The organism is Ancylomarina sp. (genome assembly GCF_041555295.1).
GTDB lineage: Bacteria > Bacteroidota > Bacteroidia > Bacteroidales > Marinifilaceae > Ancylomarina.
The window spans coordinates 1-19,104 of the sequence record NZ_JBFFKR010000042.1; the positions used below are offsets into that span (position 1 = coordinate 1).

The 19,104-nt window shown below is 36.6% G+C and carries 10 protein-coding genes and 1 pseudogene; 2 read left to right on the plus strand and 9 right to left on the minus strand.

What is annotated here, in order from left to right:
* The 9 genes from ABY905_RS05415 to ABY905_RS05455 all read right to left on the minus strand — a co-directional run.
* A partial coding sequence (locus ABY905_RS05415; protein ID WP_372641339.1) for an ATP-dependent Clp protease ATP-binding subunit occupies nucleotides 1-1,773 on the minus strand: 1,773 nt, incomplete at its 3' end.
* Between the two features lie 376 nt (nucleotides 1,774-2,149).
* The gene (locus ABY905_RS05420; RefSeq protein WP_372641341.1) at nucleotides 2,150-2,584 is read right to left on the minus strand and encodes an SRPBCC family protein; all 435 of its coding nucleotides are present in this window, start codon (nucleotides 2,582-2,584) and stop codon (nucleotides 2,150-2,152) included.
* Nucleotides 2,585-2,794: 210 nt separating this feature from the next.
* The gene (locus tag ABY905_RS05425; RefSeq protein WP_372641343.1) at nucleotides 2,795-4,093 is read right to left on the minus strand and encodes an amidohydrolase; all 1,299 of its coding nucleotides are present in this window, start codon (nucleotides 4,091-4,093) and stop codon (nucleotides 2,795-2,797) included.
* Nucleotides 4,094-4,217: 124 nt separating this feature from the next.
* Nucleotides 4,218-5,342: an efflux RND transporter periplasmic adaptor subunit gene (locus ABY905_RS05430; RefSeq protein WP_372641345.1), complete on the minus strand. Its 1,125-nt coding sequence runs from the start codon at nucleotides 5,340-5,342 to the stop codon at nucleotides 4,218-4,220.
* A gap of 119 nt (nucleotides 5,343-5,461) precedes the next feature.
* On the minus strand, nucleotides 5,462-8,668 hold the full coding sequence (locus tag ABY905_RS05435; RefSeq protein WP_372641347.1) for an efflux RND transporter permease subunit: 3,207 nt from the start codon (nucleotides 8,666-8,668) through the stop codon (nucleotides 5,462-5,464).
* A 347-nt stretch (nucleotides 8,669-9,015) separates the two neighbouring features.
* Nucleotides 9,016-11,016 carry an ATP-binding protein gene (locus ABY905_RS05440; RefSeq protein WP_372641349.1) on the minus strand — a complete coding sequence of 667 codons (2,001 nt, stop codon included), beginning with the start codon at nucleotides 11,014-11,016 and terminating at the stop codon, nucleotides 9,016-9,018.
* A complete protein-coding gene (locus tag ABY905_RS05445; RefSeq protein ID WP_372641351.1) occupies nucleotides 11,010-12,119 on the minus strand; it encodes an FIST signal transduction protein in 1,110 nt (369 codons plus the stop codon). Before ABY905_RS05445 ends, ABY905_RS05440 begins: the two co-directional genes overlap by 7 nt.
* A 543-nt stretch (nucleotides 12,120-12,662) precedes the next feature.
* Nucleotides 12,663-13,919, minus strand: a complete 1,257-nt coding sequence (locus ABY905_RS05450; RefSeq protein ID WP_372641353.1) for a cation:proton antiporter — start codon at nucleotides 13,917-13,919, stop codon at nucleotides 12,663-12,665.
* Nucleotides 13,920-14,381: 462 nt separating this feature from the next.
* Nucleotides 14,382-16,589, minus strand: coding sequence for a bifunctional alpha,alpha-trehalose-phosphate synthase (UDP-forming)/trehalose-phosphatase (locus ABY905_RS05455; RefSeq protein ID WP_372641355.1), 2,208 nt, complete (start codon nucleotides 16,587-16,589; stop codon nucleotides 14,382-14,384).
* Nucleotides 16,590-16,690: 101 nt separating this feature from the next.
* Between ABY905_RS05455 and ABY905_RS05460 the strand changes: the two genes are divergently transcribed.
* The gene (locus tag ABY905_RS05460) at nucleotides 16,691-18,502 is read left to right on the plus strand and encodes a glycoside hydrolase family 15 protein (RefSeq protein WP_372641357.1); all 1,812 of its coding nucleotides are present in this window, start codon (nucleotides 16,691-16,693) and stop codon (nucleotides 18,500-18,502) included.
* A 174-nt stretch (nucleotides 18,503-18,676) separates the two neighbouring features.
* Nucleotides 18,677-19,081, plus strand: a pseudogene (gene arfB / locus ABY905_RS05465) (alternative ribosome rescue aminoacyl-tRNA hydrolase ArfB); the annotation flags it as partial.
* Nucleotides 19,082-19,104 lie beyond the last annotated feature (23 nt).

Below are 19,104 nucleotides of genomic sequence, written 5' to 3' on the forward strand. Positions count from 1 at the left end.
ACTATCCTGCAAATCAGCACGCGAACGGCGTACCGCATCAGAAACCAACTCAATGGCCTCATTTTGCCCTACCACACTCTTGTGCAATTCATCTTCCAGTTGCAATAACTTCTCTCTATCGCTCTTTAGCATCTTAGAAACTGGTATCCCTGTCCATTTTGCCACAACTTCAGCAATATCCTCACTGGTTACTTCCTCTTTTATCAAAGCGTTTTCCTGATTAGCAGCCAAGTCATTTTTAAGCTGATTTAAGAGTTCTTCCCCCTCTTTAATCTTCCCATAACGAAGCTCTGCAACCAAACCAAAATCACCGTCGCGTTCTGCTCTATCAGCCTTTTGCCTGTAATCTTCTATTTGCGCCTTTACTGATTGCACTTTTTCTACTAAATCTTTTTCTAAACGCCACTTGGCATAAATACCTTCTCTGCTTTCCTTTAGATCTGCCAATTCTTTCTTTATCTTAGAAATCTTGGTCTTATCCTTATCACGCTTAATAGCCTCTAACTCAATTTCAAATTGCATGACCTTGCGATCAAGAACATCTAATTCCTCGGGTTTTGAATCGATTTCCATACGCAATTTCGCTGCTGATTCGTCCATCAAATCAATGGCCTTATCGGGCAAGAAACGATCGGTAATATAGCGTTGTGAGAGTTCAACCGCAGCAATGATGGCACTATCCTGTATTCTAACCTTATGATGACTTTCATACTTATCCTTAATACCTCGAAGAATGGAAATGGCACTTTCTCTATTGGGTTCACTAATCATCACCTTCTGGAAACGACGTTCCAAAGCCTTGTCCTTTTCGAAATATTTTTGATACTCATCTAAAGTTGTTGCTCCTATAGCACGTAATTCACCACGAGCCAGAGCAGGCTTTAGAATGTTAGCGGCATCCATAGCACCTTGTCCTCCTCCTGCACCCACAAGAGTATGAATTTCATCAATAAAAAGAACAATTTTGCCATCTTCAGCTATCACCTCTTTAACAACGCCCTTTAGCCTTTCCTCAAATTCACCCTTGTATTTAGCTCCCGCAATTAAGGCTCCCATATCTAAAGAATAAATGATTTTATCCTTTAGATTATCAGGAATATCCCCTTTCACCAAGCGGTGAGCTAAACCTTCAGCAATAGCCGTTTTACCCGTACCAGGTTCACCAATAAGCATCGGGTTATTCTTAGTTCGTCGCGAAAGAATCTGTAAAATTCGTCTAATCTCTTCGTCCCGGCCAATCACAGGATCCAATTTCCCATCATTGGCTAGCTTGTTGAGATTTCGTGCGTATTTATCAAGGGTATTATAGGTATCTTCTTGTGATTGCGAAGTTACATTCTGCCCTTTACGTAACTCGTTAATAGCTGCAGATAGATTACTTTCATCAATTCCATTATCTTTCATCAAACGAGAAACAGAATCCTTTGCTTTCAACATGGCCAAAAGAAGATGCTCAATTGAAACATACTCATCTTTCATTTTCTTGGCCACATTAGCCGCATCGTTTAGGGTCTTTATAGATTCACGCGATAGCATAATTTCACCACCTTGCACTTTGGCAAAGCTTTGAATGATATGATCAAGTGTTTTCTGAAAAATCTCAGCATTAATGCCAATCTTTTTTAAAATAAAGGGTAATACATTTTCATCAAGCTCAAAAATGGCTTTCAGTAAATGGGCATTTTCAATCTGAGGATTCTCAAAGCCCTGAGCAATTTGCTGGGCATGCTGTATCGCTTCCTGCGATTTTATGGTATATTGATTAAAATTCATAATCTAATTATTTGTATTAAATATTATTCGACAAATAAGCTATCAAATCTTATACCTCCTTCAAAACTAAGCCATCCTGACAGGGAAAGCGCAGAACCACATGACATAATAACATAAATATAAGCAGATTTCATGATAAAACTGCATAAAAAAAGGTATAGCCTTAAGGCTACACCTTTCGTTTGAGATAATATGCTAACATTATTTTTTAGTGCACTGTATCTTCATTACCGATTGGATAGTTAGGCATATCAGCAAATTTGGCTATATGAGCATATTCTCCACCAAAAACTGATTTGTAAAAAAAGAAAGGCCTCTTCACAGTTGCCATTAAATGTCAGATACGTGTTATTTTTGTCATAATATAAGTTTTTAATTATATCGATTCAGCAAATTCCTTAAAATTGACCAAGTATTTACAGGTTTCTTTTTTGAATATCCCAGGCATCAAAAAGATCATTATCTTCAAAAAACCCGAGCATCGAAACTCATTTACAGATTTCCAAACCGTTTTATTTTCATCAATTTCGATAAAATGGTTTTGAACATGATTCCATACGCCTTTGGCTTCATAGATTCCGGAAAATTCATTGGGTAAATTCTTACAAGTGATGGTCTCAATCATCTCAACTTCACGTTTCCCCATCCTATAATACAATTTGGACTTGGCTCCAACCTCACCAGGCTCACCACTCAAATGTTCAAAACGGACAAGCCCTGGCTGCCAATGTTTCATATTATCAGGATTGTCAAAGAGTCTAATTACACTTTCGCGTGGCATATTAATGTCAACTTCTACTTCATATTTCATCCTATCAATTTATTAAAAATAAAAATTTTAAATAGGCGTAGGTAGCGGTTCTATAAATATTAGAAACCAGATTACCCAATTTATGAAAATTTGAACCATCAAACAATTAAATTAAGACACCTATGTCTTTTTTTTTGACTATTGATCACAAAATGAAATAAAAAGAAGCTGCTCCTTAGGGTACAGCGTCTTATTAATTCGATTGACTATCTATAAATGCGATCTACTTAATCTTTTTATAAGATTAAAAAAAAGTGCTACTGTAGGATTTAATGCTGCTTCAGCTATATCGAAATCTGGTGTATGATGTTCTAAATTCTTACCATACATAGAGGCACCTACACCTATAAAGCTAGCCTTTCCTCCTCTAGCCTGTAGGTCTTTCATAAGGGATGTAAAGTCTTCACTCCCTCTATTTTGCTTATCGGATAGTATTACATCCGTAAAGTAATTCATATTCATTGCTTCGTCTCTTATCTGTATTGCAAGTGAATTATCACCACAAGCAGCAGAAGCTTCACCAACTTTTTTAATCTCAAAAGAGCAGCCCTGTTTGTGAGCTGAAGCTTTTACAATGCTCTCTAGCTTTTCAAGTAATTCGTTCTCCCCTGTTTGACTATCTGCTCTCAGCTCAATTTCCAATTTAGCCCCGTCAGCTATGATATTACGAGCTGTACCACCCTCAATACGTCCGACATTGACTCGCCTCAATCCTTCGCCAGTAAATTGAATTTCATGTAAACCAAGGATTGTATTAGCCGCAGCCAGAATCGCATTATTCCCCTTTTCAGGGCAAATACCTGCATGTGCTGCTTTTCCATAAAAAGTCACATCCAATTTGTCGGTAGCCGCAGTTCCATTTTGCGAACAAACCACTTTACTTAAAGGCATATTACTCCACAAATGAGCAGCCAATAGGTAGTCAACATCCTTTAAAAAGCCAGATTTCACAATTGATGCTGCTCCTCGCACCCCTTCTTCGGCAGGCTGAAATAATAGGATATAGTTTCCCTTGAGCTGACTAGCATACTTAGCTAGATAATGGGCCAAGCCAAGGCCAATAGCCATATGTGCATCATGTCCACAAGCATGCATGATTCCCCTTGATTCTGACGCAAAACCTGCTTGATTGGGAAAATGATCTCTGGAATTTGATTCTGTAATTGGTAAAGCATCCATATCAACACGAATAGCAACACGAGGCCCTTCTCCACAGTTTAAGATACCAGCAACAGCCGTAGAATTATTAGCAAATGCTTGCATTTTTTCGGGACCAAATATTTTCTCAGCCTTTTCGAAGGCAAGTTGATTATCTTGCTCAGCAGGTAAACCCATTAGATTATCAACCTGCATGACCTCATGTCCTCTCTTCACTTCAAAACCTAAATTCAATAACTCTTCAGCAATAAAAGCGGCAGTGGAATATTCCAGCCAGCCTAATTCTGGATTCGCATGAAAATGTCTTCGGTATGCTATAATTTTTTGCTCTATAGAATGATTTATTTCCATATCCACTTGGAGGTTTTACCTTGTTGAAACTAAATACAAAGTAAAATAATCTCCCTTGATAATTAGTCTCAACTTCCATATAAATCGAATTTAGAAATCAAATCTAAAATATAGAGATTAAAGCTTATTCTAACGAAATATTGTAAACACCCTTAAGCAGTACATTACCCAAATCGTTCTCTTCTAAAATTTCTGTATAGCCTTTTGATATGGAGCCAATCTTCACTTTTTTTTTACGAAACGAATAATTTTTCTTATCGCTATTATCAACAACTAAGACAAAGTGTTCGTTGCCCGACTTGGTAATAGCATCGCTAGGCAAAGCGCTGGCATCTTTCTCATTGGTCGTGATCTTAGCTTGAATATAGGAGCCATGGATTAATTTGGCTTTGATACGATTCTCTATTGAAGCCAAACAAAGAATACTTTTCGAATCCGCATCTACCCCCTTGCCTATAGAAATCAATTTTGCATGATGGCTCATTTCTGTACCGCCTATGCTTTTAAAATGGATCGTCTGTCCAAGCTGTAATTGATTTACATCTTTTTCGAATATTGCTATTTCAAGCTGAAGTTGATTGATATCCACTTGTTCTATCAAACTTTGGTTCTGTTCTATAAATTGCCCAAGCATCAGACTCTGTTTGATAATATAACCACTGACAGGTGCTTTAAGTGGTAAGCTTGAGTATAAGTCTCCAGCCCTAATTCTCGAAATATCCAATTGCAACATATTGATTTTTAAGATCAGAGTCTGCAAGCTTGCAAGCATGCTCTTAAAATCACTCTCTATATTTAGAAATTCTTTTTCAGCCGTAATCTTCTCTTTAAACAAAGAAGAGGCTCTGTCATAATCGGTCTTTACCACTTTTAACCTGGCCTCAGTTTCAATGAAATCCTGTTGAAGATCTAGCAGCTCATTGGAATTGATTTCACAAATAATTTGTCCCTTCTTCACATAGTCTCCAGGTTTAAATTTAATCGATTTGATAATTCCCGACATAGGCGTACTAATTATAGCACATCCTTCAGGTGCCGCTCTAACAAAACCAGTACAATCAATTTCATCTTCAAAACAATGCGGGCTGATCGTTCCAATTTCCATCTTATTGAAATTGAACTGCTCTTGACTGATGGTAATAAGGTTAGAGGTTTCCTGTACAATCACATCATGCTGAGTCGTTTTATTCTGACAAGCTAAAAGAGATAATACAAGAAGGATAAGAATAGTAATCTGATTCTCTTTCATGATGATTCTGAGTTATATATTTAAATAATTCGATTCCAAAGTCAATTGATATACGCTTATTTCGTTATCGTTTTCATATTTTATTTGCAGCCTATTGTCTGTTTAAAATTATTGCTCATCTACAAAGGTAGCATAGAGACCATCAGTAAAACGAGCCCCGTTATGATAGTATTCTTTCTGATCAATCGGAAAGGACGCCACTTAAAACCTCTTACATTATAAAATATCTCAAAAAGTAAAGGAAGGGCAATCATGGTGAGCATGGTTGACGTGATTAATCCTCCAATTACAACAGTAGCCAGCGGACGCTGTACTTCAGCACCTGCTCCTGTTGAAATAGCCATTGGAAGAAAGCCCATGGCAGCAGCTGCTGCTGTTAGCATCACAGGTCGCAAACGATCCTTTGTGCCTTGCAGAATCAGTTCTCGCATATCCATTCCTCCCTTTTCTTGCAAATCCTTTAAATGCTCTATCAAGACAATACCATTGAGTACTGCAATACCAAAAAGGGCTATAAAACCGATACCAGCCGATACACTAAATGGCATACCTCTGATCCAAAGGAAAAGAACGCCTCCTACTGTTGACAAAGGCACTGCAGTAAAAATCATGATAGCATCCTTTAGGGATTTAAAGGCAAAATGTAAAAAGATAAAGATGAGTAGTAAGGCCAAAGGAACGGCAAACATCAGACGTTTACTTGCATTCTGAAGGTTCTCGAATTGCCCACCATAAACGATATAATTACCCGGCTTAAGGGAAATATGGCCATCTATTTTAGATTGAATATCTTCGACGACTGATTGTAGGTCTCTATTACGAACATTAACACTCACCACCACACGACGATGGGTATTTTCACGTGAAATTTTTGCTGGTCCCTCAGAGAATCTAATCTCAGCAAGCTGCAACAATGGGATTTGACTCCCATTAGGCAAAGGAATCATAAGATTTTGGATGTTATCGATATCCATTCGGTTTCGTTTCTGCAGCCGAACAACCAAATCGAAACGTTTTTCTCCTTCGAACACACTGCCCGAACTCTCACCCCCAAAGGCCATAGATAAATAAGTGTTCAAAGTTTCCATATTCAAACCATACTGGGCTATTTTGTTTCTGTGATAACGTACACTCATTTGAGGCAAGCCCTCAGTCTTTTCGAGAATAACATCCGCAGCACCAGGCACATCTTCGATCAACTTTTTTATCTCCGTGGCCTTTTCATTCAGATAAGTTAAATCTTCTCCAAATACTTTAATGGCGATATCGGCACGAACACCCGTTATCAATTCGTTGAAACGCATCTCGATGGGTTGGGTAAATTCATATTCAATTCCAGTAATCACCGAAAGGGCTTCCTTAAACTTGTCAGCCAAATCTTCCTTGCTTTTAGCCGATGTCCATTCGCTACGCACTTTCATTTTAATAATCATATCGATCTCTTCCATCGACATTGGATCGGTAGGCACTTCAGCAGCACCAATGCGACAAACGATTTGATCAATCTCAGGAAATTTATCCAACAATATTTTTTCCATCTGAGTCGTCATTTCAACTGTCTTCGAAAGAGAAGTTCCTGTTTTTAGAACAGGCTGAATAACAAAATCACCCTCATCGAGAGTCGGAACAAATTCTCCCCCCATTCGAGTGAAAAGAAATCCCGTCATCACAAACCCAATAAGAGCAGCACCCAAAACCAGTCTTTTATGTCCACAAGACCATCTCATTACAGGCGTGTACGATCGGTAAGTAAGATTCATGATTTTTTGCGAAATACCATTCACATTTTGCTTTGCAGGTTTCATAAATAAAGAAGCAGCTACCGGAAGCCAGGTCAAACCCAATATCATAGCACCAATGATGGCAAAACTAAAGGATAAGGCCATGGGCTGAAACATTTTACCCTCAACACCACGAAGTGAGAGAATAGGTATGAAAACAATGAGAATAATGATCTGCCCAAATATGGCTGAATTCATCATTTTTGAAGCACCTGAGAAAGTAACCTTATCAATTAATAGTTGTCTTTCTTCAGGTTTACTCTTATCGAAAACTGCCTGCTGCGTGTTTATGCGTATGGCAATATATTCCACAATAATCACAGCCCCGTCGATAATAATACCAAAATCGAGTGCTCCCAAACTCATCAGATTCGCATCGATTCCGAAAATATACATCAGAGATAGAGTAAAAAGAAGAGCCAAGGGTATCATAGAGGCAATCACCAATGCCGATCGTATATTCCCCAACAAGAGAATCACAATTAATATAACAATCAGGCAACCCAGAACCAAATTCTCTACAATGGTAAAGGTGGTTTTTCCAATAAGTTCAGAACGTTCTAAAATAGGATTTATAAAAACACCTTCGGGTAAGCTTTCTTGAACTTCAGCAACTCGCTCTTTCACCTCTTTGATAACCACTTTAGAATTGGCATCTTTCAACATCATAATTTGTCCAAGTACTTTTTCACCCTGTCCATTGGCCGTGATGGCTCCAAAACGATTGGCATATCCATAATGAACTTTGGCCACATCCTTTATCAAAATTGGAATGCCTGCATTGTTTTTCACAACAATCTCTTCTATATCGCTTATGGATTTTACCTGACCGTCCCCACGAATGAAATAGCTCTGATTGGTTTTTTCAATATATGCTCCACCCGAAATACTATTATTGGATTTGAGAGCATTGAAAACAGACATAAGCGTTAAATCCATACTTCTAAGACGAATTGGATCAATAGCGACCTCATATTGTTTCAGAAAACCACCCCAACTATTAACCTCAACCACTCCGGGTATTCCCGACAACTGACGCTTAACAATCCAATCTTGAACCGTTCTTAGATCCATGGCCGTGTAACGATCTTCGTAGCCAGGTTTTACATCTAGTATGTACTGATATATTTCGCCAAGGCCCGTTGTAATAGGTCCCATTTCAGGCGTTCCAAATCCTTCGGGTATATTAGCAGAGGCTGTTTTAATCTTTTCAGCGATCAACTGCCGTGGCAAATAGGTTCCAATCTCATCATTAAAGACAATAGTAACGACCGATAAGCCAAATTTAGAGATGGAGCGGATTTCCTCAACCCCTGGAAGGTTTGCCATCTCCAGCTCGACAGGAGCTGTAATGAATTGCTCAATTTCCTGAGTAGATAGATTACCCGATGTGGTTATGACCTGGACTTGATTATTAGTAATATCGGGGACGGCACCAATAGGAATTTTCAGAATGGAATAGACTCCAAACAAGGCAATAGAAAGAGTGAAGAGAATTACAATTAACTTATTTTTAATGCTAAAATCGATGATTCTTTCTAACATGAGCTTGAAGACTTAAGATCTGTAAATCGTAACGCATTGTTTTTAACTCTTGTTTGAAAAAGCTATTCATAGACAGATAATTCATTCCCCACAATACATCTCAACTTATATCTATCAAATAGACATGCAATCAAACTAATTCATTCTAATAAGACACATAAAAACCCTCTATAAATCTGACTTAAAGGAAACTTATATTGAAAACTAGAAAGTTGACTCTCAAATTTATACAATTCGGAAATGTTAAGCTAATTTCTATAGATTTATTTAATATAAAAAAGGCGCAGCCTTGCGACTGCACCTTAAAATATTTATATGTAATACTTAAATAAAATTTTCTTATCAGCTCAACTTTCTACTAAATGATTAAAATATTTAGAGATTAAAGACATCAGTTTATCTTTAAAAATTGGCTTGGTAATATAGTCGTTACAACCAACCTCTATAGATTTATCTCTATCACCTAGGAGACTATATGCTGTTTGAGCAATAATAATAACATCTTCATTCACACGTCGTATTTGACGTGTAGCCTCATAACCATCCAGCTCTGGCATCTTTATATCCATCAAAATTAAATCAATATCCTGATTTTCATGATAAAGCCTAACAGCTTCGTCCCCATTATTTGCTAGAATGATTTGTCTACTTATTGGCTCTAATAGCAATTCAATAAAATTCATTGATATTTTATCATCTTCAACAATTAAGATCTTTAATTTCATCTCATTTTCGTTTAATTCGTAATTTATGAGCTCAGACCCATCACCTTCCTCAATTTCAGTATTACAAGGTAAGGTAAAATAAAATTTAGACCCAATATTAGGTTTGCTTTTTAACCAAATTTTTCCTCCCAGCATATTCACATAAGCCTTTGAAATAGACAAACCTAAACCTGCTCCCTCAAAAGACCTCTTATCTCCTATATCTGCCTGTATAAAACGATCGAAAATAGCTTTCTGTCTTTCTTCATGTATGCCGATACCAGTATCCTTCACATAAAACTCTAAAAAATCACCTTTTTTATCTACACCAATTTCAATACTACCCTCATCACAAAACTTAATGGCATTCTTCACCAAATTTTTAAGTATAGCATAAAGTTTTTCTCTATCAGTCCGTATGATTGATTCATTTCTAGGCAATAGATTGGCTATATATAGTTTAATATTTTTATTATTCGCCTCTGCTTGAAAAACATTAAAAACAGATTCAACTCGTTCGTTTATATTTGTCTCCGAAACCATTATCTTCATATGCCCAGACTCTACTTTCGATATTTCTATCAGATCATCCATAATATTCAGCATACGTGCTCCACTTTGCTCTATAAGTTCAATATACAGATTATGATCAAGTTCATCAAAAGCAGGCTGCTTTAGAAGATCAGCAAAGCCGAGTATTCCATTCATTGGCGTACGTATTTCGTGACTTATATTAGCCAAAAAAGCAGATTTTAAACGCTCACTTTCTTCAGCCTTTTCTTTAGCAATTAGTAATTCCCTTTCAGCATGTTTTCTTTGTGTAATATCTTCATGAGTAATAACCAAATAATTAACCCTTCCGTCATCACCTTTCAGAGGATACATTCTCGATGACAACCAACGTGTTTCAAACAATCCTGAATTAAGGTTTTTAATTTGTATTTCAAATTCTGGAACCCTTACTGAGTGACCTTGAAATGCTTTCTGAACATATTGTAGGTTATCCGACTTTTTAACATCCTCCCCACCTTTAATATTAAATTTATTTAGAGTTTCACTTGAGGGCACTCCCCAAAAATTATTGTGAGCTTTATTGACGTATCTTTGGATACCATCCTCAGAATAGATCTCAATAACATAAGGAGATTCTTGCATTAACAATGACAATCGTTTTTCACTTTTCCTTAACTTCCATTCGGCGCGTTCTCTTTTCTCAATCTCATTGGATTGGATCAAAACTTTACCCAAATGATGCACTACATTTTGGAGTTCTTTTATAAAGAAATCATCAAAAGCTTTCTTTCTTCCCAATATGAATAAACCATATCCATTTAGGCTTAGCCCATAATAATAAAGATTATTATAGATAAATTGAGGGCACTTCTGTCTATTGTCGGGATCTAAAGAAGAAAAGTACATTTTAACGCTAGCCCAATCATCAGATTTTCCTGCTGCAAAAGGCATAACCATTAATTCCTTGATCGTTTCATTCTCATCCTTTTTTAGAACTCCAGCTAAAAAACAATTGAGTTTCCTTAAATACAAAGGCATGCTCTTGTTTAAAATTAAATGTTCATTCTTCTCAAGGCTGACACTAAAGACAAGTTCTAATAAGATTTCTGCTTGTAAACATTTTTCTACCATAACCCTAAAACTATAGTTTTGTTATAAATCTCTAGAAATGAATCCCCTTCATTGGCAATTTCTCCAATGGTGAGAACACCTGACACATGCTTATTTTTCGCAACTGTTTCTAACTCTTTTGTATAAAATTCTTTCATAAATAGAACCCGAGAAATACAATCAATACAAAAAAGAGAATCCTGATCCATATTCTCATCTGATTTAGATAAAGCAAGCGTTTTAGCTTTTGATGCTCCCCTTATTAACGATTCAATATCGCCGTGCAATACCTTAACGTATTCGCCTTCCTGAATAGCATCTACAAAATGGAGGCCTTGTGGACATAACTTAAAAGGATCTCGCACAACCATTTCAGCATCTAATTTCTCAATCCCCAAAGGATATGACTGAGCAAGTTCAGAAAAATTATCAGAGGTCAAGTTCATGCCCGAATGTTCTTCTACAACTTCTTTATAGACTTCAAAGGCTGGTCTCCAATTGATAGATGTCACAATATTTCTCTTCGTTTCAGTAACTTTCAACACGCCTGAAAACGAATGCCAACCGTGAGCCACTCCTAAGCTCATGGATTTATTTCCCCAACCTATAACCGATGAATTTGAATGTACTCCTTGATTATTAATGATACAAGGCATGCTTTCGAGACTTAAAGATCCCGCTCCACCACCAATATAGCTGGTGTTCATTCCAAAGAAATTGAACAAGGCCTGCATAAAACTTTCTTTATTTTGACTCAGAGCATCAACAAATACAAATAATGAACTAAGTGGATCCATTGATTTGCCCTGGATTTTTTCTAGCTGGTTCAAAAACTCATCAGGACCTTCTGATAGATCGAACAGCTGAGAGCGTAATTCGAAAGGAAGAGGAATTAATAAAACCCCTGATTTCTTCCGTTCTCCATCAAAAATTAATTCGGGAAATATCCCACCCATCAGTGGTTTCTTAATTGTTTTTAAAAATGGAATTAACAGCTTCTCCGAAAAACGATCATCATCTGCCATCAGAAACAAAATAGATTTTGTTTCGTCTTCAAGATCTAACCGAGTGAGATGATTTTCAAGAGAATTTATATCCTTAGCTTGAATGTAAAATGATCTCATATTACTTATGATATTATTGAATTGTCTTTTTATTGATCAAAATCAATTAACAATAAATTTAACCATAAATATTGACTAATAAAAAAATAGAATTTATATTATGAAGAAAAACAAATAATTGTCAGTTAGAAACAAAATTATCTTGGGCAAAAACCTTTTAGATACCAAATCTATAAATCAGTCTAGCGAAACGGATTATACCTATGCATCGTCGACCTACTATGTGAAGCCTCGCTACTTCTTATTCACAGTAAAGTACAACCTCTAAATAACTCAAGCAAAAAAGCACTTCTATTCATTTGAACAGAAGTGCATTTTTATATTCTATATTGATCTATTATTTATGGAGTTGCAACAAGAATGTGGACACTACGTTAAGTCATGCCGCCTTCTTTTGATTATTTTAGAGCCTTCCATATTCTAAAGGCAATAGAAAATTTAAAGAAGAATGCCTTCTACATGTATTGTACCATGTTTCTATATACTCAAAAATTTAAAATAATGAGTAAATAATTTATGCCTCATATGAAACACCAATCGGTATTAGTTCGCATCTTTCAGGTTAACCAAACCTAACTTTTCAACCAATTTACCAATCGTTAGACCTTGAATAATAATGGAAAACAGGGCTACCGAATACATCAAGAAAACAAATAAGTCACCAAAATGTTCAGGTGGAATTGATAAAGCCAGAGCGATACCTAAAGCACCTCTTAAGCCTCCCCATGTTAGCATGAGTATGGTTTTTCGGTTAACTTTTTTATTGGAATGTTTGATCAACTGAAAAGGTATTAGAACCGAAATATACCTTGAGATTAAAACAACTACTATTGTGATAATTGCAAAAGGGATATGGACAACATCGGGGTTTATGATGGTTATAAAGAATCCCAGAAGCACAAAGAGTACACCATTTAAAATCTCATCTAAAACATCCCAGAATGTGACCAATTGTATCAAGCTTTTTTTCGAATATTCTTTGCTGTGTATCTTTTGACCCAGATACAAGCCTGCAGCCACCATTGCTAATGCTGGAGAAACATGGATATTTTCGGCTAAAGCATAGCCTCCTGCTGCCATCACAATTGTAAGCATAACATGTGCCTTGGCATTAGCCTCAGTTCTTTTAAGTATCTGAAAACCTGAGAAACCTATTAACAGACCAAAGCAAATACCTCCAAGTGCTTCTCTGAAAAACAGAAACAGGACTTCGTCGATATGTATATTCTGATACCCCTGGTTGATAACCTGTAAAATGACAACAAAAAGAACCATGCCTACCCCATCGTTAAAAAGAGATTCGCCTTCGATATTCATTTGTAAATCTTTCCTAACACTGTAGTTTTTTAAAATACTAAGAACAGCTATAGGATCAGTTGGCGATATTAAAGCGCCAAACAAAAGGGAATAGATAAAAGGAATGTTTAATGAAAACAAATGAGCCACATAATAGGTCAGCGTTCCCACAAGAAAAGTAGATATTAATGTACCGAATATGGCGAAAACAAAGACCGCTTTTCTTTGCTTCTGTAATTCTTGAATATTAATATGCATGGCTCCTGCAAAGAGCAAAAAACTAAGAATAATCTCCAACAGAAATTCTCTAAAATGAATGTCTCTTTCGAAAGTCGGAATAAACTGGTAAACTGAAGGCGCAAATTCTTTTAATAAGAGAATAAACACAGACATGATGAGTGCTAAAACCATCATACCAATGGTGGGACTAAACTTCAGGTATTTTGAATTTACAAGACTAAAAAGAGCAGCAAAAGCCAGAACGATTACAAAAGAATCAAACATTTTAATTTTTAATATTAGTTATGTGTCAGAATCCAAGACTTGGATTCAGGTAATAAATGCATGTCATTATTCAGCTTTTTAGAGAAAGCTGAGATTAATAGGGTATTAAATGATTTTCCTAGTGTAGGGAAGCCTTATTGCTTGGCAAGAATAATAAGAGAATGGGACCCTCCATTTTCCTTAAGGCTATCAAATGGTCTAAGTCAATTGTAAATTAAACAGCTTATTAACGATTTAAAGTGGTGTTTAAATCAAGTTTGCCCTTACATATTAATATAGATCTCTTAATCGGCCGCGAATTTATGAAAAACAAGATGCTAAACAAAAAAAATAGCCGCTTGTTTATCAACAAGGATGAAATTGATAAAACTTGTAAGAATAATCCCAACTAGCAATGAGCTAATTGGGATTATTTATTGATCAAATAATTGTATTAATTTATGACAAACTGCTCATTGATTTTTATTTTATCAATTCTGCTAAAAAGGTACGAACCGCACTCACGGACTCAACCTTATACTTAGCTGCAGTGTGTGTTAAGCCAACCTTAATAGTATGAGCTGATTCAGGTAATTCTTTAAACATGTATTCATCTGTCCAATCATCCCCCACTGCAAAAATAAAGTCGAAGTTCTTATTCTTAAGGAATTGTAAAGCAGAAATCCCCTTGTTTATACCACCAGTCTTCACCTCTATCACTTTATTCCCTTCCAATATTTCCAGATTATGATTGGCTATCATGGTCGTTAATTCATCCTTCAACTCATTGGCCCTTAAATCAGCTTGTTCTGGTTCGGCTTTTCTAAAATGCCACACTAAGGAATAGTTCTTTTCTTCTATAAAAGTACCTGGTGTTCTATCAACAAAAGTTTCAAGTATGGGTTGAATACTAGATTTCCATGTATCCGTAGCATTCGAAAGCATTTTCCATTCTCTATCTACCTTTTTACTCCAAACCCCGTGTTCCACAATTAAATTGATTTTATGCCCTTCAAACCATGTTTCAAGACTAGCTCTATCGCGCCCACTTATAATAGTAATCACATTGCGAGGATCTTCTTCTAATTTATATAGCAGTTGATGTAATTCTTCATTGGGGCTAGCATCATTGGGGTTCTTTTTAAAACCAGTTAGTGTACCATCATAGTCCAAAAAGATGGCTCGCATTTTTGAATTTTGATAATCGGATCGGATCTTATCCATTATAATAGCATTAACTCGCTTAGCATGCATCGAAGTTTGAATTTGTTCTACTTTCGATAGTGATTTCACAAATTCACTAGACCATTTGAAAACATCATAACGCTTAATCCGATCTTGAAGAAAAATCATACGTTCACGCTGCTCATCCAAAGGCATAGTCAAGGCTTGATTTATGCTATCAGCAATTTCTTTGATATTATTCGGATTAATGATCAAGGCCTCTCCCATTTCTTTAGACACACCAGCCATTTCACTGAGGATTATAACCCCTGTACGATTGGTTCTGGATGCCACATATTCCTTCGCAACCAAATTCATTCCATCGCGCACTGGTGTAACTAAACAAACATCACAAGAGCTGTATAATTCAATTAGGCTCTCAAAAGGCATTGATCTATAAAAATACCAAACGGGTGTGTAATTGATATTTCCAAATTGTCCATTAACGTTCCCAACTAACTCTTCAACTTCCCTTTTGAGATTGATATAATGCTCTACCGTTCCACGAGAAGGTACAGCAAGCATAATTAGGGTTACTTTTCCAACAAATTCAGGGTACTCTTCTAAAAACTTTGCAAAGGCTCTTAATCTATTCGGTATTCCTTTCGAATAGTCCAACCGATCTATAGAAAGAATTAGTTTTCGATCTGGAGAAAGCAAAAAGTACTTTTCTAATTCACGATGTAAATCAGATTTCTCTTGAAGTGGTTTTTGAAGGATTCCTGTTGCTGCAGTCTTAAATTTGTCATAATCAATCCCCATAGGAAAAGCATCGACGATGACAATTCTATCTTCTATTTGAATCTGATTGAAAGAAATATCATAACCCATTAATCGACGAACAGAACTAAAAAAGTGACGTTGATAGTCGTAAGTATGAAAACCAATTAAGTCAGCTCCTAATATGCCTTGAATCAATTCTTTTCGCCACGGCAGAATTCGAAAAACCTCAAAGGATGGAAAAGGAATATGCAGGAAGAAACCTATCGTCACGCCGGGTTTCTTCGATTTGATCATTTCAGGCACCAACAACAACTGGTAATCATGTATCCAAATGGTATCGCCTTCCTCCAAAGTTTCAAGTGCCTTATCGGCGAATTTCTGATTCACACTCACAAATGCCTCCCAAAGCTCAGGATCGTAATCGATATATTGAGCAAAGTAGTGGAATAAAGGCCAAATCGTACGGTTACTAAAGCCATCGTAATACAAATCGATCTCTTTTTTCGAAAGATGCACCGATACACAATCTTCCTTTTCTAACGCCTTGTCTATCCTACCAGACAGTTTTTGATCTATGTCATCACTAGGCAAGCCTGGCCAGCCTATCCACTTCCCTTTATACGCTTTATAAACCGATCGCATACCCGTAGCAAGACCTCCTACACTGGGAATAAGTTCTATTTGATCATCATTTAAGTTGATGCTAACTGGAAGCCTGTTGGAAACAATGTGTATTCTATTCATAAGATCAAGAGTAATATTCTGCTAGCAAATCATTCGAAAGTCGTGAAAATTAGCTATTTTCAGAATTGTTATGTGAATATACACTAAAGTAATCTTTTTTTATGAAAAATTTAAATTACGGCGTGGTTGGAAATTGTCGGTCGGCAGCACTGATATCGGAAAATGGTTCTTTAGATTGGTTATGCTTACCTCAATTCGATTCCTCTTCTGCTTTTGCTAAAATTCTGGATAAGGATAAAGGAGGTAGCTTTGAGGTTATTCCTGAAAAATTAATTCGCAGTGTTCAATATTATAAAAAAAACACCAACATTCTGCATACACGTTTCGTTTGCAAGGATGGTACTTTTGAACTTGTGGATTTTATGCCTCGGTATATCACAGAAAACAATGATTATTATTCGCCACCTGATCTTGTTCGATATTTTAAACACATAAAAGGAAAACCAACTTTCCGTATTCACTACAACCCAAAGTTGGATTATGCACGTAATCACACAAAAAACAAGCATGCTCAGGTTGGTTTTATTAAATCATATACAACTAGTGGAACTTACGATTCACTTTATTTATATACGAGTTTTAACTGCGACTCTATTTTAAATCAAGATATTATTCGCTTAGAAAAACATGAATTTTGTCTTATCTCCTATAATCAGAAACTCTTAAAACAAACGGATGAGAGAATTTATCTGATTCTGCAAAGGACAAAAACCTATTGGCTAAATTGGTCAGAAAAAACAAAGATCCACCCTAAATATAAGGATGAGATCAATCGGTCTGCTTTGGTTTTAAAATTACTTAACTATCAAAAATCGGGTGCCGTATTGGCTGCAATAACCACCTCTTTACCTGAGACCATTGGTGAGGTTCGTAATTGGGATTATCGTTTTTGTTGGATTCGGGATGGCTCTATGGTTGTGAAAATTCTCACCCAATTGGGACATTATAAAGTGGCCAAACGCTACCTGGATTTCATTATGGATATTATTCCTGAGAAAAAGGAAAAGGTACAGATTATGTATGGTATCAATGGCGAAAAGAAACTTTCAGAATACGTATTAGATCATCTTGCAGGCTATGAAGGATCGAAACCTGTTCGGGTTGGGAACGCCGCCTACAAGCAAAAACAGAACGATATTTATGGGATCCTGTTGGACTTGATTCATCAGCAATTTGAATTATTTGAAAATTCATTAGAGCATACCGAAGAACTTTGCACCATTGTTCGAAGTATCGTGAATGTGGTCGATGAAAATTGGCGCAAACCTGATAGAGGCATCTGGGAAATTCGCGGTAAGAGTCTGCATTTCACTTTTAGTAAGGTGATGTGCTGGGTGGCTTTCGACCGTGCCGTAAAAATCTCCAGACTCCTCAAGAGTGACTACTATGTAAACAAGTGGACTCCCTATCGCGATGCGGTGAAAGAAGATATCATGAAAAATGCCTGGAGTGAAAAGAAACAAGCTTTTACCCAGCATTATGGCTCTGATGATTTGGATGCTTCGGTTTTATTAATGGAAAATTATGGTTTTATTAAGGCGACTGATGAAAAATACATCTCTACAGTTCTCACCATCCAGAAGGAATTAGAGCACGATGGCTTAATGTATCGCTATAAAAATCAGGATGATTTTGGAACGCCCAAGTCAGCCTTTACCATTTGTTCGTTTTGGCTAATAAATAGCCTATTCAAGATTGGAAGAAAAAAGGAAGCCAAAGAAAAATTTGATATCCTTATGAGCTATTCTAACCACTTGGGTTTGTTTGCTGAAGATATCGATTTTGAAACAAAACGCATGCTGGGTAACTTCCCTCAGGCCTATTCCCACTTGGCTATTATCGAAACTGCAATTAATTTCTCTGAAGATGAAGACGAGAAACCAGAAGGACTAATTGAGCAGCTTAATCTATAAATCGATTTTCGTATAACTGACAACTGACTAACCAGCGCCCATAATGAATAAGGGGCCTGGTTTAACTATTCTATGAATTATTAACTTAAAATCATACATTTGCATTACAACAAAATCGAGCACCTTAAAACTCCCAAACACGTCTAATCACCTATCATGCATTTACCCATCACAAATCAAGATTCTTTTATAAGGGAGTTTAAATTTCAAACCTCACGAAGCAGTGGACCGGGTGGCCAGCATGTGAATAAGGTTAGTTCAAGAGTTGAATTACGTTTTAATGTACAGGAATCTCAACTGCTTAGCGATGATGATAAGGGAGTCCTCTATAATAAACTCGCGACACGAATCAGTCAGGATGGCATCTTGAGTATCGTCGTTCAGGCAGATCGCTCTCAGTTGAAGAATAAGCAATCAGCTATTGAGAAATTCTTCGACCTGCTAACACAAGCTTTTACACCTGTGAAAAAGCGCAGACCAACAAAACCAAGCCGTAGAGCTCGCGAAAGACGCTTACAAGCTAAACGATTGGGTTCTGAAAAGAAGACACGCAGACGATCCTCAGATTGGGATGAGTAAGAAAATGTCTTTGCGAGGTCGAG

Bases quoted from the DNA above. Each gene is read 5' to 3' on its own strand.
- ABY905_RS05430 (WP_372641345.1), bottom strand. From the start codon at position 5,342: ATGAAAGAGAATCAGATTACTATTCTTATCCTTCTTGTATTATCTCTT.
- ABY905_RS05460 (WP_372641357.1), top strand. From the start codon at position 16,691: ATGAAAAATTTAAATTACGGCGTGGTTGGAAATTGTCGGTCGGCAGCA.
- ABY905_RS05440 (WP_372641349.1), bottom strand. From the start codon at position 11,016: ATGGTAGAAAAATGTTTACAAGCAGAAATCTTATTAGAACTTGTCTTT.
- ABY905_RS05445 (WP_372641351.1), bottom strand. From the start codon at position 12,119: ATGAGATCATTTTACATTCAAGCTAAGGATATAAATTCTCTTGAAAAT.
- ABY905_RS05435 (WP_372641347.1), bottom strand. From the start codon at position 8,668: ATGTTAGAAAGAATCATCGATTTTAGCATTAAAAATAAGTTAATTGTA.
- ABY905_RS05420 (WP_372641341.1), bottom strand. From the start codon at position 2,584: ATGAAATATGAAGTAGAAGTTGACATTAATATGCCACGCGAAAGTGTA.
- ABY905_RS05425 (WP_372641343.1), bottom strand. From the start codon at position 4,093: ATGGAAATAAATCATTCTATAGAGCAAAAAATTATAGCATACCGAAGA.
- ABY905_RS05450 (WP_372641353.1), bottom strand. From the start codon at position 13,919: ATGTTTGATTCTTTTGTAATCGTTCTGGCTTTTGCTGCTCTTTTTAGT.
- ABY905_RS05455 (WP_372641355.1), bottom strand. From the start codon at position 16,589: ATGAATAGAATACACATTGTTTCCAACAGGCTTCCAGTTAGCATCAAC.